Origin of the sequence: Vibrio sp. TBV020, from assembly GCF_046056895.1 — a bacterium.
GTDB lineage: Bacteria > Pseudomonadota > Gammaproteobacteria > Enterobacterales > Vibrionaceae > Vibrio.
This window is the reverse complement of sequence record NZ_JBEEAQ010000003.1, coordinates 742,090-758,303: the sequence shown is the minus strand read 5'-3', so window position 1 is coordinate 758,303 and position 16,214 is coordinate 742,090. Positions and strand designations below refer to the sequence as shown.

The window sequence follows — 16,214 nt, the reverse complement described above, 5'->3', positions numbered from 1 at the left end:
CCGTTATGGACTTAATACTCTCCTTACTACAGCAGATGTGTGTCTATCTAATGCTTGCTTATATGCTGAGTAAGACACCGATCTTCTTGCCTCTGCTTAATATCTCAAACCGATTAAGCCATAAAGTAAGCGTTTATGTGCTTTTCTCTCTCTTTTGTATCATGGGAACCTACTTCGGCTTACAGATCAATGACGCAATTGCCAATACACGGGCTATTGGCGCGGTGATGGGCGGTTTATTTGGTGGTCCTATCGTTGGCTTTTTCGTTGGTCTTACTGGTGGCCTTCATCGTTACTCTTTAGGTGGATTCACTGACTTAGCTTGCGCGATTTCCACGACCGCTGAAGGGCTGATTGGGGGCTTGTTCCACGTTTACTTTGTTAGAAAAGGAAAATCTGAGCAGCTATTCAACCCGAGCGTGGTATTTGCAATCACTTTAGTCGCAGAGGTGGTTCAAATGACGATCATACTGATCGTGGCTAAACCTTTCGATCAAGCTTATACACTCGTTTCAGCTATTGCCGCACCGATGATCATTGCTAACTCTGTCGGAGCCGGCCTGTTTATGAGTATCTTGCAAGATAGGAAAACAATATTTGAAGAGTATTCCGCGACATTTTCGCGAAGAGCGCTCAACATTGCCGAGCGTTCTGTTGGTATTCTTGCGTCTGGCTTTAACTCAAACAATGCAGATAAAATTGCTCGTATTATTTATGAAGAAACCAATGTCGGGGCAGTCTCAATAACCGATGATGAAAAGATTCTCGCTTTTGTTGGCATCGGTGCTGACCATCATAAACCCAATACACCAATTTCATCGCAAAGCACTTTAGACGCGATTAGCCAAAACGATATCATCTATCTTGATGGCAAAGAAAAGCCTTATCAGTGCTCAATTTCCTCTGATTGTAAACTTGGTTCGGCACTGATCATTCCTCTGCGCACCGGTGATAAAGTGATTGGTACCATTAAATTATACGAACCAAAGCGTAAGTTATTTTCAACTATCAATATGTCGATGGCAGAAGGTATTGCTCAGTTACTATCGAGCCAAATTCTATTTGGTGAATACCAGCAGAAACAGACCCTTCTCTCTCAAGCTGAAATCAAACTGCTTCATGCTCAAGTGAATCCTCACTTCTTATTCAATGCACTCAATACCATCAGTGCCGTAGTTCGCCGAGATCCGACTAAGGCACGCGAATTGATCCAACAGTTATCACACTTTTTTCGCAGCAACTTAAAGCAAGATATAGAGACAGTTACCCTGAAAGAAGAGTTGGCACACGTCAATGCCTACCTATCCATTGAAAAAGCCCGCTTTACCGATCGCTTAGAAGTGAATATCGATATTGATGATGAACTACTAAAACGTAAGGTCCCGACTTTCACTCTGCAACCCTTAGTCGAAAACGCCATCAAGCATGGTATTTCAAACCTACTCGAAGGTGGACATATCCATATTTACAGTCGAGATGTATCAAACGGTATGCAGGTCGTGGTTGAAGACAATGCAGGTAGCTATGTCGCTCCTTCACAAGATCATGCAGGCTTAGGCATGCAAATCGTTGATAAAAGGCTTACCAATAAGTTTGGTCGAGTTGCAGCTCTCAATATTGAGGTAAGTCCCAACCAATTAACCCGAATGAGCTTTATTATTCCTGATAAGAACTCGTATTAAGGTATTGCTATGCTTTCTGCTTTAGTCATAGATGACGAACTGTTTGCTCGTGAAGAGTTAACAGAGTTGCTCGAAGAAACTGGGCATATTGAGGTCGTTGATCAAGCCAGCAACGCCATTGAAGGGTTAAAGAAGATCAACCAACTCAAACCTGACGTTGTTTTTCTTGATATTCAGATGCCACAAATTACCGGCATTGAACTGCTCGGTATGCTCGACCCTGAAACAATGCCGAAAGTGGTGTTTGTCACAGCCTATGATGAATTCGCTATTCAAGCGTTTGAAGACAATGCATTTGATTATCTACTTAAACCCGTAGATACCTCTCGTTTAGATAAAACCGTCAAGCGACTACTCAAGTCTCATCAAAACACGCAACAGCAAGTTTCGGCTATTGCGCCACAAAGCTTGGATCAAATACCTTGTGTTGGCCTAAATAGAATCGTCATTATTCCAACTAAGGATGTAGAGTTTGCATACAGCGACATTAGTGGTGTACATGTTCAAACTCATGACCAAAAAGCAGACTCACAGCTTACTCTCAAAGTACTGGAAGAGAAAACCAGTTTGGTTCGTTGCCATCGGCAGTATCTGGTCAACATTCAAGCAATCAAAGAAATCAAACTGCTAGAAAACGGCTTAGCCGAAATTATAACCGTCAGTACTCACCCGCTTCCAGTTAGTCGCCGTTACTTAAAAACATTAAAAGAGATGCTTGGTTTTCACTAACCAGCAAATAAAAAAAGAGCCACATTACGTGGCTCTTTTTTAAGACTCAATTAGCCGTTGCATCGCTTGTGATGCTTGCTTCCAACGGTCACTGCGTTGAAGATCTGACAGAGTAAAGCTATGCGTTTTAATAAGTTGCGAAGCTTTCGGTGTTTCCATGATTGGCAAGTTATCTAAGACTTCTACTTGTGCGTCACGCTTATTACATACCAACACCATATCACAACCAGCCACCAGCGATTGATGAGCACGCTCTGCAGGTCCTCCCATAATCGCAGCGCCTTCCATAGTAAGATCATCAGAAAATATAATACCGTTAAAGCCAAGTTGCTCGCGTAGAACTTGCTTTAGCCAAAACTGCGAACCACTGGCTGGTTGATCATCATAATGTGGAAACACAACGTGTGCAGGCATCATAGCGTCTAATATCCCTGCCTCAATTTGCGCCTTGAAGATCGCCATATCTTGCTCAAGAATAGTGTCACGGTTATCAAATGGCGTTTCTAAATGAGAGTCAGCAATCACCCCCCCGTGACCCGGGAAGTGCTTACCCGTTGTCGCCATGCCGACTGACTTCATGCCTTTCATATAGGCTAGGCTGTGGCGGATGATACTCTCGACGTCTTCACCAAAAGCTCGGCTACCGATCGCTTTACATTCGTGCCCTTTGTCGAGCACTGGCGCGAAGCTCAAGTCTATATCATGTGCAACAAGCTCTGCAGCCATCAACCAGCCACCATGTTCTGCTAGCTGTTCACCGTTTGCATGTTTGGCATATTGCTCTGCGGCAGGAATAAGTGAGAACCCTTCTCGAAAGCGCTGTACTCGACCACCTTCTTGATCCACACCAATCAAAATTGGACGCTTAGCTGCTTCACGAATCGATTTATTCAAAGCAAGTAACTGCTCACTGTCATGGTAGTTACGGGCAAAAAGAATCACACCACCAACAGTAGGATGTTGCAGTATTTCTTTGTCCTCTGCAGTCAGTTCACAACCTTCCACATCTAGCCATAATGGTCCCATAATGAATCCTTATTGTTTTAATGCCGCAACCGCGGATTTACTTTGTTCTATCAGTTGATCTGCACTTTCTTCTCTCTGAGTCAGTGCAATAAAGAGCAAATCGGTAATCAATAATTGACTGTCTCGCGCTGTGATTGACGAGCTTCGTATTTGCTCTTCGTCTGCTGCAGTCTGCAACTTAATGTCTGAGTATTTGTCTAGTGGTGTCGGTGCAAGTTGGCTAATGGTAATGACCTTGGCCTTACGCCCTTTCGCTATTTGAGCCACACGTAAGACTTCTCGACTACGTCCCGAATACGATAACGCAATCAGCACATCACTTTCATTTAAGGCTGAGGCATTGGCAACTTGAATATGGGCATCATGTTCACAATGAACCGCATGTCCAATCTTCATCAGCTTATAACTCAGGTCTTTCGCAACTAATGATGAAGCCCCTACCCCAGCGATTTGAATTTTGTTCGCCTTGTGGAGAAGTTCCGTAGCAGATTGAATATTCGCACCATCATTCAAAGCGACCGTCCGCTCTAAAGAGTGCTGTTTGCTAGACAATAGCTTTTCCATCACCACTTGCGTGTCATCATTACGTGAAATTGAGCCATGAATAGCCTTCCGCGAGGTTGGTTGGTAACTGATTTCACCTTCATACAGTTTCAACTTTAACTCTGAAAAGCCACTGTACCCTACCTTTTGACTGAACTTAACGACCGTTGATTGGCTCACTCCAATCGCTTTAGCAAGCTCTGGTGAAGAGAGCAATTTTACCTGCTCAGGATGCTCTAATAAGAACTGAGCAATTAAACGATCAGAAGGAGAAAGCTGTGGAAGCATCGCATTGATACGAGGTAAACCTTTCATTTTTACACTCCTCTTAATGCGGCTTAGTTTACCTATCTCGTGATTTTTCGGAATAGCTATTCCAACCTCTAATTCAATTTGGAATAGATTTAGTCACCAATTGAGATCATCCTCAAATAAAAACACTGCTCACTATTCCATCAAGGAATAGAGTTTGGGATTACTTATTCACCCCATCATACTGTGCAAAATAACAACGATATATACCCTACACAATTCATGCTATGGAGCTGCTATGAATTCTCTATTTACTTCATTAGATTGGGCAGTATTTGCGCTTTACTTCGCACTGATAGCCTACACAGGATGGCACTTTAGTCGTGTCAAAATAACCTCTACAAAAGACTACTTTCTAGGTGGGAACAGCATGCCAATGTGGGTGGTGGCCGTTTCAGTTTTGGCGACCTCTCAATCTGCAGCCACTTTTCTTGGTGGACCAGAGTCAAGTTATCGCGGCAATTTAACTTACCTAGCAACCAACATTGGTGGCATTCTTGGTGCTCTTTTCGTTGCTTGGGTACTGATCCCTAAGTTTTACCAAAACAAAGTCTCTACCGTATACGAATTACTCAAGGTACGTTTTGGTGAAAAGACCAAACAACGTGCTGGCTTGATGTACCTCATCGGCCGTGTATTTGCGTCAGGTTCACGTTTGTACATGGCTGCGATTGCCGTATCTATGATTCTGTTTACTAATATCGAACCATCAAGTGTTGTTACATCCGTCATCATCCTTGTCGTTGTGGGGCTTGCCTATACCTACATGGGTGGTATCCGCTCAGTTATTTGGAGTGACCTAATCCAATTGATCGTATACGTCGGCGCTGCGCTTGCGGTGATTGTGTACCTACTTGGGCAAATTCCGGCAGACATGGGACAGATTATTGGTGCACTACAAAACCCAGGTGGTGAGCAAATATCGAAGCTGACCCTATTAGACTTCAGTTTAGATTTCTCTCCTGCTGGAACTTTTAGTTTCTGGGCGTGTATTACCGGCTTTGTATTGCTAAATATCGGCGCATTCGGCCTCGACCAAGATATGACACAGCGCGTACTGACTTGTAAAAATGCAAAACAGGGTTCACAAGCAATGATTAACTCAATCATCTTCTCTATCCCTGTGGTACTGGTATTCATGACTATCGGCCTACTGCTGTACATTTTTTACCAACGTCCTGAGCTAATGGGTGTAGAAGGTAAAGAAGTAGTACAGAGCTTCAACGGTGAAAATGTCACAATCTTTATGTACTATGTTCTCAATGAAATGCCAGCTGGTCTTCGTGGTCTAGTTACCGTTGGCGTCGTTGCAGCAGCACTCTCTACGCTAAACTCTGGCCTTAACTCTATGTCTTCGGTTGCCGTACAAGACTTATATAAACCTTGGAAAGAAGCACGCGACGGCATTCAAGATGACTTCCACTATGTCAAAGTAGGACGCTTTGGGATGGCTGCAGCAGCGATTGCTTTAGGTAGCATGGGGATCCTTTGTTACTACTGGCAGCAATACACTGACATGCCGCTACTGTCTTTTGCACTTAGTGTCATGGTCTTTGCTTACACTGGTTTACTAGGGGTCTACTTCACCGCTATCTTTACCAACCGTGGTAGTGAAGCTTCAGTAGCACTAGCACTCGTTGCAGGCTTCCTAACCACCTTACTACTTCAAGCCTACATTTGGGATACGGTTATGGGTGTCATAAACCCAGAGTGGGTTGGCGTACGACTGGCATTCCCATATCAGCTATGTATTGGCACATTGGTTTCTCTATGTGTTTGCTTATGCGGTAAGGCTCAGTCACAAGAACAGAATAAATTGCAGACCGCTTAACAATGATTACGCACCTTCTTGCTGTCGACGGGGGCGGGACAAAAACCGCTCTTCGTCTTACACCTCTGGAACCCCTAAAGACGGACCCGTTTTTCACCTTAACGTTTGGTCCGTCGTCTCTAACTCAACAAGGACCTGCATCTATAGAGACTATAAAGTCTGCTATTGCACAGTGTCTTAGAGAGCACCAGTTGCGACCAGACCAAGTTTCAATCGTGGTTGGCGTTGCCGGTGCTGGGAACATAGAGCTTAAACAACAATTACAACTGGCACTAAGCCGGTATCCAATATGCCAAGTTACAACGGATGCACATATTTCTCTCTTAGGCGCAAACGACGGTATGCCAGTGAATACAATAGCGATAGGTACTGGCAGCGTAGCAACAAAGTTTAGCACCACTGGTGAGATTTCTATTTACGGTGGATGGGGATTTCCAATCGGAGATGAAGGCGGTGGAGCTTGGCTAGGTCAGCAAGCGGTACGTTCATTGATTTCTGCGATAGAAACAGGACATCACAGCGCCATTACCAAGCAATTGAGTAAGACGATTGGTCATACCCGTCCAATGGTTTTGCAATGGCTTAAGACGGCCAATGCATCGACCTTTGCTCAGTTTGCTCCTGATGTACTTAATGCTGCTCAACAAGGTTGTGAGTACAGCAAAAACATTCTGTTTCAAGCAAATCAGTACATTGATAAATTAATAACAAAGTGCTGTAAAAATAATGAGCTGGATATCGCCTTTCTAGGTAGTTTAGGCGCATACTATCAATCACATATACAGCCCCAATGGCGCTCTAGGGTTATCCAAGCAAAAGGAAGTGCCTTAGATGGAGCAACCTTACTAGCGCGACAACAAATGGATGTAACTAATGAGTAAAGAACTCTACATAGGCGTAATGTCAGGCACTAGCCTTGATGGTGTAGATACCGCACTTGTCGAATTTGAAGATGGTCACCTACGCCTTTTAGCATCGCGTGACTATTCAATTCCTAGTGATCTAAAACAAAGAATACTTAACGTCTGTTTGGGGCAACAAACAAACCTTGTCGAGATTGGTGAAATCGATCACCAGCTTGGAAAACTTTATGCCGATGCAGTTAACGCCCTTCTTAAAGCGACTGGCTGCACTGCTTCGCAAATTACAGCGATAGGCAATCACGGCCAAACGGTCTTCCACCAGCCAAATAGCCAAAGCCCGTTTACCATGCAACTTGGTGACGCCAACATTATCGCCGCCCTAACTGGGATTGATACCGTCGCCGACTTTAGACGCAAAGATATGGCATTGGGTGGACAAGGAGCGCCGTTAGTTCCTGCATTTCATCAGTCGATTTTTCAATCAACTCATTCGAGTGTGGTAGTACTGAATATTGGTGGTATTGCGAACATTTCAGTGCTTAGGCCCGAACTGCCAGTGATTGGTTATGATACTGGACCAGGCAACATGCTTATGGATGCTTGGTGTATGAAACACCTCAGCCAACCTTATGATAAAGATGCTGCGTTTGCCTCACGCGGTGATGTGAATCAGTCACTGCTCAATCAGCTGCTTGATGAACCTTACCTCAAATTAGCGGCGCCAAAAAGTACGGGACGAGAACTATTTAACTTACCGTGGCTAGAACGCATTCTGGCCCAGCACACATTGTCGAACCAAGACGTTCAACGAACTTTATGCGAATATACGGCCATAACTGTTGCGCATGAAGTTAAGAAGTACCATTTAGGTAATGATCCCGAACTACTCGTCTGTGGCGGCGGTGCACAAAACCCACTTCTCATGGAGCGATTGACCCAGTTGTTATCAGGTTGGAATGTGATGACAACCAATGATAAAGGTATCGACAGTGACAATATGGAAGCGATGGCTTTTGCTTGGCTCGCCTATCGCCGCATTCATAACTTGCCAAGCAACCTACCTGAAGTCACCGGAGCCTCAAAGCTGGTTTCTCTAGGCGTGATGTACTCTGCTGATAAATAAGGATTTATATGACTAACGATGCGCTTATTGCTGCACTATCTCACCTTGTGTCTGAAGGTCGAAACCCTGAAACAATGGACATCGACCTATTGCCTTCTCTAGAGATCGTAAAGCGAATTAACCAACAAGATCAGCTTGTGCCTTTAGCCGTAGAAAAAGTCCTACCTGAAATAGCGCAAGCGGTAGACAAAATTACAGCGGCATTTCAGCAAGGTGGCCGCCTAATCTATATGGGAGCAGGTACCAGCGGGCGCCTTGGAGTATTGGATGCATCAGAATGTCCACCAACTTTCGGTGTCTCTGATCAAATGGTTATTGGCCTTATTGCCGGTGGCCCTGAAGCAATCTTAAAAGCAAAGGAAGGAGCAGAAGACTCTCCTGAGTTTGGTGTTGAAGACCTTAAGTCGATCGATTTTAGCGATAAAGATGTAGTTGTCGGTATCGCGGCAAGTGGACGCACCCCTTATGTCATTGGCGCTCTTAATTATGCAAATGACATCGGTGCGACTACCGTTTCACTCTCTTGTAACCCAGGCTCACCAATCGCCGATATCGCTCAAATTGCGATTAGCCCAGTTGTCGGCCCCGAAGCTCTCACCGGCTCTACGCGACTAAAATCAGGTACGGCGCAGAAGCTTGTTCTTAACATGCTGACAACTGCGAGTATGATTCGCCTAGGCAAGAGCTACCAGAACTTGATGGTAGATGTAAAAGCAACCAACAAAAAACTGGTTGCCCGCGCTGCTCGTATCGTAATGCAAGCAACAGATTGCGACCAAGCTGAAGCCACACGCACATTGGAGCAAACAGATTACGATGTGAAACTCGCTATCTTAATGATCCTCACTGGATTGGACGTTAACAATGCCAAACAGCAGCTACATCGAGAAGAGGGCTTCTTGCGTCGAGCGGTTGAATCAAACCAATAACCTCAATAACAAAGGGCTCATATCGATGAGCCCTTTTTTGTCACGCTACTTTGTTATTGTTTAGAGAAACTGTCCCAACCTCGTTTCCATTCCATGCGGAATTTTTGTGCGTTTTCAGTCCCTTCACAAACACCTTCGTAATACTGACCAGACAAACCTATCTGATAAGCATGGTCTGGATTGCAATACTCGCGAACGCCTTCTAGATAGCCCTGATCATAGTCAGACTGCTTAACACTACCTAGACTCGATAAGTCTTTATATGAGCGCTGAGTGTGTCCTGTTATACCATCCTGATAACCAATTTGGTGCCAATCACCTTGTTCAGCTAATTGCTCTGGGCTACTCGCACATGCGGCTAGTAGCGACACCATTGCAGCGACAACTATCTTTCTCATTATTTTTCCTTGTTTTTGCTGTTGTTGATCATCAAACCACTAAATTTAAATAAATACCACTCACAATCGAGAAAAACCATTTAGTTTCCCAGCAAACCACTCAATTCACTATATGACCACTCACTCTAGAAGCGAATGAAGCTTGGCAATGAATTACTTAGTATTCAACCTGAGCTTAATAAATTTCACTAAGGAACAAGTGCTATGTTGTGGTTTCTAACCTGCGTTGCAGCCCTAATCGGTGGCTACTTTATTTACGGCGCTTTCGTTGAGAAGATTTTTGGTATCAATGAAAAACGTCAAACCCCTGCCCATACAAAAACTGACGGCGTTGATTATGTTCCAATGTCGACGAAAAAAGTTTACCTAGTTCAATTGCTGAACATTGCCGGCGTTGGTCCTATCTTTGGTCCAATTATGGGTGCCCTTTACGGTCCTGCTGCCATGCTTTGGATTGTAATTGGTTGTATCTTCGCAGGTGCTGTACATGACTACTTCTCAGGTATGTTATCAGTACGAAATGGCGGAGCATCGGTTCCTACTATCACTGGCCGCTACTTAGGCAAAGGCGCAAAACACTTTATGAATATCTTTGCCATTGTCCTGTTGTTGCTAGTTGGTGTTGTTTTCGTTTCTGCTCCAGCGGGCATGATTACCAACCTAATCAATGACCAAACTGGATTTAGCGTTAGCATGACAACTATGGTCATTGCGATCTTTGCCTACTACATTATCGCTACGATTGTTCCTGTCGATAAAATCATTGGCCGCTTCTACCCGCTATTTGGTGCTCTACTTATCTTTATGTCTGTTGGCCTAATGACGGCAGTAGCTTTCTCTAGTGAGCACACTGTGATGGGTGATTTCCAAGTTTCAGACATGTTCTCTAACTTAAACCCTAATGATATGCCTCTATGGCCAGCACTATTCATCACGATTGCATGTGGCGCAATTTCTGGCTTCCACGCGACTCAGTCTCCATTGATGGCGCGTTGTATGGAAAACGAAAAGAATGGCCGCTTTGTTTTCTACGGTGCAATGATTGGTGAAGGTGTAATTGCTCTTATTTGGTGTGCGATTGCTCTATCGTTCTTTGGTAACTTAGATGCACTGTCTGAAGCAGTAAGCAATGGTGGCCCAGGCAATGTTGTTTACAGCGCATCATTTGGACTTCTTGGTGTGTTTGGTGGTGTGATTGCTTTCCTTGGTGTGGTTATTCTACCAATTACATCAGGTGACACAGCATTCCGCTCTAGCCGTCTTATTCTTGCTGAGTACTTCAACGTAGATCAAAAAGCACTGCGTAACCGCTTGATGATGGCAGTACCACTGTTTGTTATTGGCGGCATCTTGACTCAAGTAGACTTTGGCATTATCTGGCGCTACTTCGGTTTTGCAAACCAATCGACAGCAGTAATGATGCTTTGGACTGCATCTGCTTACCTACTACGTCACAACAAGCTGCATTGGATTACCACAATTCCAGCAATGTTCATGACAACTGTATGTGCAACGTTCATTCTAAACAACAGCTCACTTGGTTTCGGTTTACCAATGAATGTTTCAACAGTGGCAGGGATTCTATTCTCACTAGCAGTAACGGCTTACGTTATTAAAGTATCAAAAGGTAAAGGTGAAACAGACCTACCTGAAGATGAAAAACCACAAGCAGTCACTGAAACTGCATAAGCTAATCGCACTTCGCTTGCTATCTAAAAGGCTCCTTCGGGAGCCTTTTATTTTTCTGACATAATAAAAAAGCCAGCGTAAATCGCTGGCTTTAAAAATTCATTGCGGCTTAATCGACTTGCTTAATTTGCAGCTCTTTTGGCACTTCAAAGAACATGTTCTCTTCACGGCCTTGAATCTCTTCTACAGAGCGAGTGCCAACAAGTTCTTTAATACGTTCAAGGATTTTGTTTACGAGTTCTTCTGGAGCAGAAGCACCAGCTGTAACACCCACTCTTACTTTGCCTTCAAACCACTGAGGTTCGATATCTTCAGGGCAGTCAGTTAAGTATCCAGGCGTACCTAATTTTTCAGCGAGCTCTTTCAAACGAGTAGAGTTGGATGAGTTCTTAGAACCAACAACAATCACGACATCTACGTCTGTTGCCATTTCACGCACTGCATCTTGGCGATTCTGTGTCGCATAGCAAATATCGTCTTTACGCGGCCCTTGAATATCAGGGAATACTCGACGTAGCTCTTCAATAACATCTGCTGTCTCATCAACAGATAATGTCGTTTGGCTTACATAATGGAGATGACTTGGATCTTTCACGATCTCTTTCAGCTTAACGACATCCTCTGGTCGTTCAACCAAGTACATACCACCCTCATCGCTAGCATATTGCCCCATCGTACCTTCAACTTCAGGGTGGCCAGCATGACCGATTAGAACCACTTCCATATGCTTACGGCTTGCTCTAGCAACTTCCATATGAACTTTGGTCACCAGTGGACATGTCGCATCAAATACCGTCAAGTCACGCTCTTTAGCTTCTTTACGTACTGCTTGAGATACGCCATGAGCAGAGAAAATAACAATGTTATCGTCCGGCACTTCATGCAGCTCTTCAACAAAGATAGCACCACGTTGTTTTAGACCTTCAACAACAAAGCGGTTGTGTACAACTTCGTGACGAACGTAGATCGGTGGTTGATACATTTCTAATGCACGTTCAACGATGCTGATCGCTCTATCTACACCGGCACAAAAACCGCGAGGGTTAGCTAACTTAATTTTCATTTCATTGCTCATGGAGTCGTAATCTTCTTTGGGCGCTTATTCTACTGACAAAATCTCAACTTCAAAAGTCACATCTTGCCCTGCAAGTGGATGATTGAAGTCTACAGTTACTGAATCGCCAGCAATCTCAGTGATGATGCCAGGGATCTCCATACCATCACGACCAGAAAATGCCATGATAGTACCGACTTCAACTTCTGCATCACCAACAAATTTAGCACGGTCCATATGGTGAATATTATCTGGGTTAGGCAAGCCAAAAGCATCTTCTGCTTTAAGCTCAATCGCCTTCTGTTCCCCAGTATTTAAACCAAGTAGGCACTGCTCAAAATTTTCACTCAGGCTACCATCACCAATGACGAGTTTGGCAGGCTTGCCCATATTGTGAGTACTATCGGCAACTGAGCCATCTTTCATCTTAATCGTGAAGTGCAGAGTTACTGCTGAATCTTGGGCTATTGTAGTCACGTTACTGCTTCCTTGGAGTTGTTGTTATTTTTCGGGGCTAATAAGGCTCACCGATTAGCGCTTCAACATAAAGAAAAGCGCTATCGGAATCAACCGACAGCGCTTAAGGTTATTCGATCAATCACGAATTACGCTTTGGCTTCTTCTTTCTTACGAAAGCCATCTAGGATAATCATTGCCGCACCAATACAGATAGTCGTATCTGCCAGATTGAATGCAGGCCAATGGTAATCACCCCAGAAGAAATCTAAGTAGTCGACCACAAAGCCGTGAACGACGCGGTCAAAGACGTTACCAACCGCACCACCAATGATCATTGCATAAGCGATGTTGTTCCATTTTTCTTTTGCTGGCAACTTACTCATCCAGTAAGTCAACATACCCGTTACTAGAAACGCAATTCCAGTAAATAGCCAACGTTGCCAACCCGCTTGATCACTTAAGAAGCTAAAAGCTGCACCGTAGTTGTGTACATACAATAGGTTAAAAAATGGCAATACTTCGATACGATTAGCCCAGCCATACCCCATGTTGTCCATAACAAACAACTTAATACCGATATCAGCAAAGAAGATAACAATCGCCAACCAAAGCCAACGAACACCTGATTGTTTTAGTGGAATATTTGACATCTTATCCTCTGAAAAATGAGCCCTAAAAATAACCCCAGTAGATACTGGGGCTATAAAAATTACATAAAGTTCAGTCTATCGACGTATTAGGCAAATTTACGAACTTCACCTTCACCATCAACGTTCGTTGCACAACGACCACAAATCTTCTCGTGACCTTCGATTGTGCCTACGTCTGGAGTGTGGTGCCAACAACGATCACACTTCTCGTTTTCGGTTGCTTTAACTTCAACGAATAGACCTTCAACGTCAGTAGCCTGAGCCGCATCCGTCTTCTCGCTTAGAGGTTTAACCGTTGCTGCAGAAGTCAGAAGAACGAAACGTAGTTCATCTTCTAGCTTGTTGATTTTCGCTACGAGTGCATCGTCAGCATAAAGCGTTACTTCCGCTTGTAGTGAGCCACCGATAGTCTTCTCTTTACGAGCGTCTTCTAGAAGTTTGTTTACGCCGCCACGAACCGCTTGGATTTCAGTCCAGAACTCGTTGTTTAGCTCTTCACCTTCAGCCAGACCGAATAGACCTTCGAACCATTCGCCAGTGAAGACAAACTTATCGCGCTCGCCTGGCATTTCGTTCCAGATTTCATCTGCAGTGAACGACATGATTGGTGCCATCCAACGAACTAGAGCTTCTACGATGTAGTAAAGCGCTGTCTGACAGCTGCGTTGAGCGTGACCACCCAATTTCGCAGTGTATTGACGGTCTTTGATTACGTCTAAGTAGAATGAGCCCATTTCGATAGAACAGAACTGCATTAGACGTTGAGTCACACCGTGTGTGTTGTACTCTTCGTAAGCCTTAACAATCTCTTCTTGTGCAGCTAGTGCACGACCAACAGCCCAACGATCAAGTGCTACCATCTCTTCTGCAGGAACGATATCTGTTGCTGGGTTAAAGCCACTTAGGTTCGCTAGGAAGAAACGTGCTGTGTTACGAATACGACGGTATGCATCTGCAGAACGCTTCAAGATTTCATCTGATACTGCTACTTCACCCGTGTAGTCTGTAGAAGCAACCCATAGACGAAGAATATCTGCACCTAGCTTGTTCGTTACATCTTTAGGTGCAACAACGTTACCGATAGATTTAGACATCTTACGGCCGTGACCATCGACTACGAAGCCATGCGTTAGCACTTGCTTGTATGGTGCTTCGCCTTTCATTGCGATAGATGAAATTAGTGAAGATTGGAACCAACCACGGTGCTGGTCAGAGCCCTCTAGGTAAAGGTCTGCTGAGTTACCGTTGTACTCTTCACGTGAGTCAACTACTGAGTAGTGAGTCACACCAGAGTCAAACCATACATCTAGCGTATCAAGTACTTTCTCGTACTTGTCAGCTTCTTCGCCTAGTAGGTCTGCGATTTCTACATCCCACCATGCTTGAATACCTTTTTCTTCAACCAGTTGAGCAACTTTCTCAACTAGCTCAATTGTGTTCGGGTGAAGCTCTGCTGTCTCTTTATGAACGAATAGAGCAATTGGCACGCCCCAAGTACGTTGACGAGAGATACACCACTCAGGACGACCTTCAACCATGCCTTCGATACGGCTTTGACCCCATTCAGGCATCCACTCAACACCCTTGATTGACTCTAGTGCTTTTGCACGTAGGCCAGCTTGGTCCATAGATACGAACCATTGTGGTGTTGCACGGAAGATGATTGGAGTTTTGTGTCTCCAACAATGTGGGTAGCTGTGCTCGTATGCGTGGTGGTGTAATAACGCACCTTTCTCTTTCAGAACTTCTAGTACTGAGTCGTTCGCTTTGAATACATGCTGACCTGCAAATAGCTCAGTATCAGGTAGGTAAACACCGTTAGAGCCTACAGGGTTTGCGATTTCTAGATCGTATTTTTTACCAACCACAAAGTCTTCTTGACCGTGGCCTGGTGCAGTATGAACAACACCTGTACCCGATTCAGTCGTCACGTGATCGCCAAGGATCGCAGGAACTGTGAAATCGTAGAATGGGTGATTGAACTGAGATAGCTCAAGATCCGCACCCGTTGCGAAACCAAGGTTGTGGAAGTGCTCAATGCCAGCACGATCCATTACGTCTTTCGCTAGTTCAGAAGCAACGATGATACGCTGTGCAGCTTGCTCACCGTTCGCTTCAACTTGAATAAGTACGTATTCCAGATCATCACGTAGACATACTGCGCGGTTTGCAGGCAGAGTCCATGGCGTTGTTGTCCAGATAACGATAGAGATATCGCCTTGACCTTCGTGGCCTTCTGCTAGATTAAATTTAGCAAGTAGTGCCGCTTCATCTGCTGCTGTGAATTTAACATCAATAGATGGAGATACTTTATCTTTGTATTCTACTTCCGCTTCAGCAAGAGCTGAACCACAGTCAGTACACCAGTGAACAGGTTTAAAACCCTTTAGTAGGTGACCGTTATCTGCGATTTTACCTAACGCACGGATGATGTTCGCTTCTGTACCGAAGTCCATAGTGCGGTATGGCTTATCCCACTCACCCATGATACCTAAGCGCTTAAAGCTCTCTTTTTGGCCTTCAACCTGACCTGCCGCGTACTTACGACACTCTTCGCGGAATTCTGCCGCAGAGATTTTTTGGCCTGGTTTGCCTTTTTTCTTTTCTACCATTAGTTCAATTGGTAGACCGTGACAGTCCCAACCAGGAATGTACGGTGCATCAAAACCAGAAAGTGTTTTGGATTTAATAATAATGTCTTTAAGAATCTTGTTTAGTGCGTGACCAATGTGGATATCACCATTTGCGTATGGAGGGCCATCATGCAGAACGAAAGATTTTTTGCCTTTCTTCGCTTTACGGATCTCGCCGTAAAGGTCTTCTTTATACCAACGCTTAAGCATTTCTGGCTCGCGATTCGCCAGATTGCCGCGCATCGGAAACCCTGTTTCAGGAAGGTTCAGGGTATCTTTATACTCACTCATCG

14 protein-coding genes are annotated in these 16,214 nt (G+C 44.4%); 7 read left to right on the top strand and 7 right to left on the bottom strand.

Annotated features, from left to right (window positions below; translation table 11 throughout):
* Positions 1–5: 5 nt before the first annotated feature.
* The gene (locus AAFX28_RS11505) at positions 6–1,682 is read left to right on the top strand and encodes a LytS/YhcK type 5TM receptor domain-containing protein (protein WP_408687802.1); all 1,677 of its coding nucleotides are present in this window, start codon (positions 6–8) and stop codon (positions 1,680–1,682) included.
* A 9-nt stretch (positions 1,683–1,691) separates the two neighbouring features.
* The gene (gene btsR, locus AAFX28_RS11500; protein WP_408687801.1) at positions 1,692–2,411 is read left to right on the top strand and encodes a two-component system response regulator BtsR; all 720 of its coding nucleotides are present in this window, start codon (positions 1,692–1,694) and stop codon (positions 2,409–2,411) included.
* Positions 2,412–2,450: 39 nt separating this feature from the next.
* Here the strand turns inward: btsR and nagZ are convergent, their stop codons facing one another.
* On the bottom strand, positions 2,451–3,437 hold the full coding sequence (nagZ, locus tag AAFX28_RS11495) for a beta-N-acetylhexosaminidase (RefSeq protein ID WP_408687800.1): 987 nt from the start codon (positions 3,435–3,437) through the stop codon (positions 2,451–2,453).
* Positions 3,438–3,446: 9 nt separating this feature from the next.
* A complete protein-coding gene (locus AAFX28_RS11490; protein ID WP_408687798.1) occupies positions 3,447–4,295 on the bottom strand; it encodes a MurR/RpiR family transcriptional regulator in 849 nt (282 codons plus the stop codon).
* A 235-nt stretch (positions 4,296–4,530) separates the two neighbouring features.
* On the opposite strand from AAFX28_RS11490, the gene AAFX28_RS11485 reads away from it, so the two are divergent.
* Genes AAFX28_RS11485 through murQ form a run of 4 tightly spaced genes read left to right on the top strand, consistent with a single transcriptional unit; the run spans position 4,531 to position 9,038 of the window.
* Positions 4,531–6,123 (top strand): sodium:solute symporter, encoded by a 1,593-nt coding sequence (locus AAFX28_RS11485; protein WP_408687796.1) that lies wholly within the window; start codon positions 4,531–4,533, stop codon positions 6,121–6,123.
* A 2-nt stretch (positions 6,124–6,125) separates the two neighbouring features.
* Positions 6,126–7,004, top strand: coding sequence for a BadF/BadG/BcrA/BcrD ATPase family protein (locus AAFX28_RS11480; protein ID WP_408687794.1), 879 nt, complete (start codon positions 6,126–6,128; stop codon positions 7,002–7,004).
* Positions 6,997–8,109 (top strand): anhydro-N-acetylmuramic acid kinase, encoded by a 1,113-nt coding sequence (locus tag AAFX28_RS11475; RefSeq protein ID WP_408687792.1) that lies wholly within the window; start codon positions 6,997–6,999, stop codon positions 8,107–8,109. Before AAFX28_RS11480 ends, AAFX28_RS11475 begins: the two co-directional genes overlap by 8 nt.
* A gap of 8 nt (positions 8,110–8,117) precedes the next feature.
* On the top strand, positions 8,118–9,038 hold the full coding sequence (murQ, locus tag AAFX28_RS11470; protein WP_408687790.1) for an N-acetylmuramic acid 6-phosphate etherase: 921 nt from the start codon (positions 8,118–8,120) through the stop codon (positions 9,036–9,038).
* A 53-nt stretch (positions 9,039–9,091) separates the two neighbouring features.
* On the opposite strand, the gene AAFX28_RS11465 is transcribed toward murQ, so the two are convergent.
* A complete protein-coding gene (locus AAFX28_RS11465; protein ID WP_408687789.1) occupies positions 9,092–9,436 on the bottom strand; it encodes a DUF2799 domain-containing protein in 345 nt (114 codons plus the stop codon).
* 204 nt (positions 9,437–9,640) lie between these two features.
* Between AAFX28_RS11465 and AAFX28_RS11460 the strand changes: the two genes are divergently transcribed.
* Positions 9,641–11,125: a carbon starvation protein A gene (locus tag AAFX28_RS11460; RefSeq protein ID WP_408687787.1), complete on the top strand. Its 1,485-nt coding sequence runs from the start codon at positions 9,641–9,643 to the stop codon at positions 11,123–11,125.
* A gap of 109 nt (positions 11,126–11,234) precedes the next feature.
* Here the strand turns inward: AAFX28_RS11460 and ispH are convergent, their stop codons facing one another.
* The 4 genes from ispH to ileS all read right to left on the bottom strand — a co-directional run bounded on the left by ispH (position 11,235) and on the right by ileS (position 16,212).
* On the bottom strand, positions 11,235–12,200 hold the full coding sequence (ispH, locus tag AAFX28_RS11455; RefSeq protein ID WP_408687785.1) for a 4-hydroxy-3-methylbut-2-enyl diphosphate reductase: 966 nt from the start codon (positions 12,198–12,200) through the stop codon (positions 11,235–11,237).
* A 24-nt stretch (positions 12,201–12,224) separates the two neighbouring features.
* The gene (fkpB, locus tag AAFX28_RS11450) at positions 12,225–12,656 is read right to left on the bottom strand and encodes an FKBP-type peptidyl-prolyl cis-trans isomerase (RefSeq protein WP_408687783.1); all 432 of its coding nucleotides are present in this window, start codon (positions 12,654–12,656) and stop codon (positions 12,225–12,227) included.
* A gap of 128 nt (positions 12,657–12,784) precedes the next feature.
* Entirely contained in the window at positions 12,785–13,288 is a 504-nt protein-coding gene (gene lspA, locus AAFX28_RS11445; RefSeq protein ID WP_408687781.1) for a signal peptidase II, read from the bottom strand.
* A gap of 86 nt (positions 13,289–13,374) precedes the next feature.
* Positions 13,375–16,212, bottom strand: a complete 2,838-nt coding sequence (gene ileS / locus AAFX28_RS11440) for an isoleucine--tRNA ligase (protein ID WP_408687779.1) — start codon at positions 16,210–16,212, stop codon at positions 13,375–13,377.
* Positions 16,213–16,214 lie beyond the last annotated feature (2 nt).

Coding starts and splice junctions, on each gene's coding strand:
- btsR (WP_408687801.1), top strand. CDS start 1,692: ATGCTTTCTGCTTTAGTCATAGATGACGAACTGTTTGCTCGTGAAGAG.
- AAFX28_RS11480 (WP_408687794.1), top strand. CDS start 6,126: ATGATTACGCACCTTCTTGCTGTCGACGGGGGCGGGACAAAAACCGCT.
- AAFX28_RS11475 (WP_408687792.1), top strand. CDS start 6,997: ATGAGTAAAGAACTCTACATAGGCGTAATGTCAGGCACTAGCCTTGAT.
- ileS (WP_408687779.1), bottom strand. CDS start 16,212: ATGAGTGAGTATAAAGATACCCTGAACCTTCCTGAAACAGGGTTTCCG.
- AAFX28_RS11485 (WP_408687796.1), top strand. CDS start 4,531: ATGAATTCTCTATTTACTTCATTAGATTGGGCAGTATTTGCGCTTTAC.
- AAFX28_RS11465 (WP_408687789.1), bottom strand. CDS start 9,436: ATGAGAAAGATAGTTGTCGCTGCAATGGTGTCGCTACTAGCCGCATGT.
- nagZ (WP_408687800.1), bottom strand. CDS start 3,437: ATGGGACCATTATGGCTAGATGTGGAAGGTTGTGAACTGACTGCAGAG.
- AAFX28_RS11490 (WP_408687798.1), bottom strand. CDS start 4,295: ATGAAAGGTTTACCTCGTATCAATGCGATGCTTCCACAGCTTTCTCCT.
- AAFX28_RS11460 (WP_408687787.1), top strand. CDS start 9,641: ATGTTGTGGTTTCTAACCTGCGTTGCAGCCCTAATCGGTGGCTACTTT.
- lspA (WP_408687781.1), bottom strand. CDS start 13,288: ATGTCAAATATTCCACTAAAACAATCAGGTGTTCGTTGGCTTTGGTTG.
- AAFX28_RS11505 (WP_408687802.1), top strand. CDS start 6: ATGGACTTAATACTCTCCTTACTACAGCAGATGTGTGTCTATCTAATG.
- murQ (WP_408687790.1), top strand. CDS start 8,118: ATGACTAACGATGCGCTTATTGCTGCACTATCTCACCTTGTGTCTGAA.
- ispH (WP_408687785.1), bottom strand. CDS start 12,200: ATGAGCAATGAAATGAAAATTAAGTTAGCTAACCCTCGCGGTTTTTGT.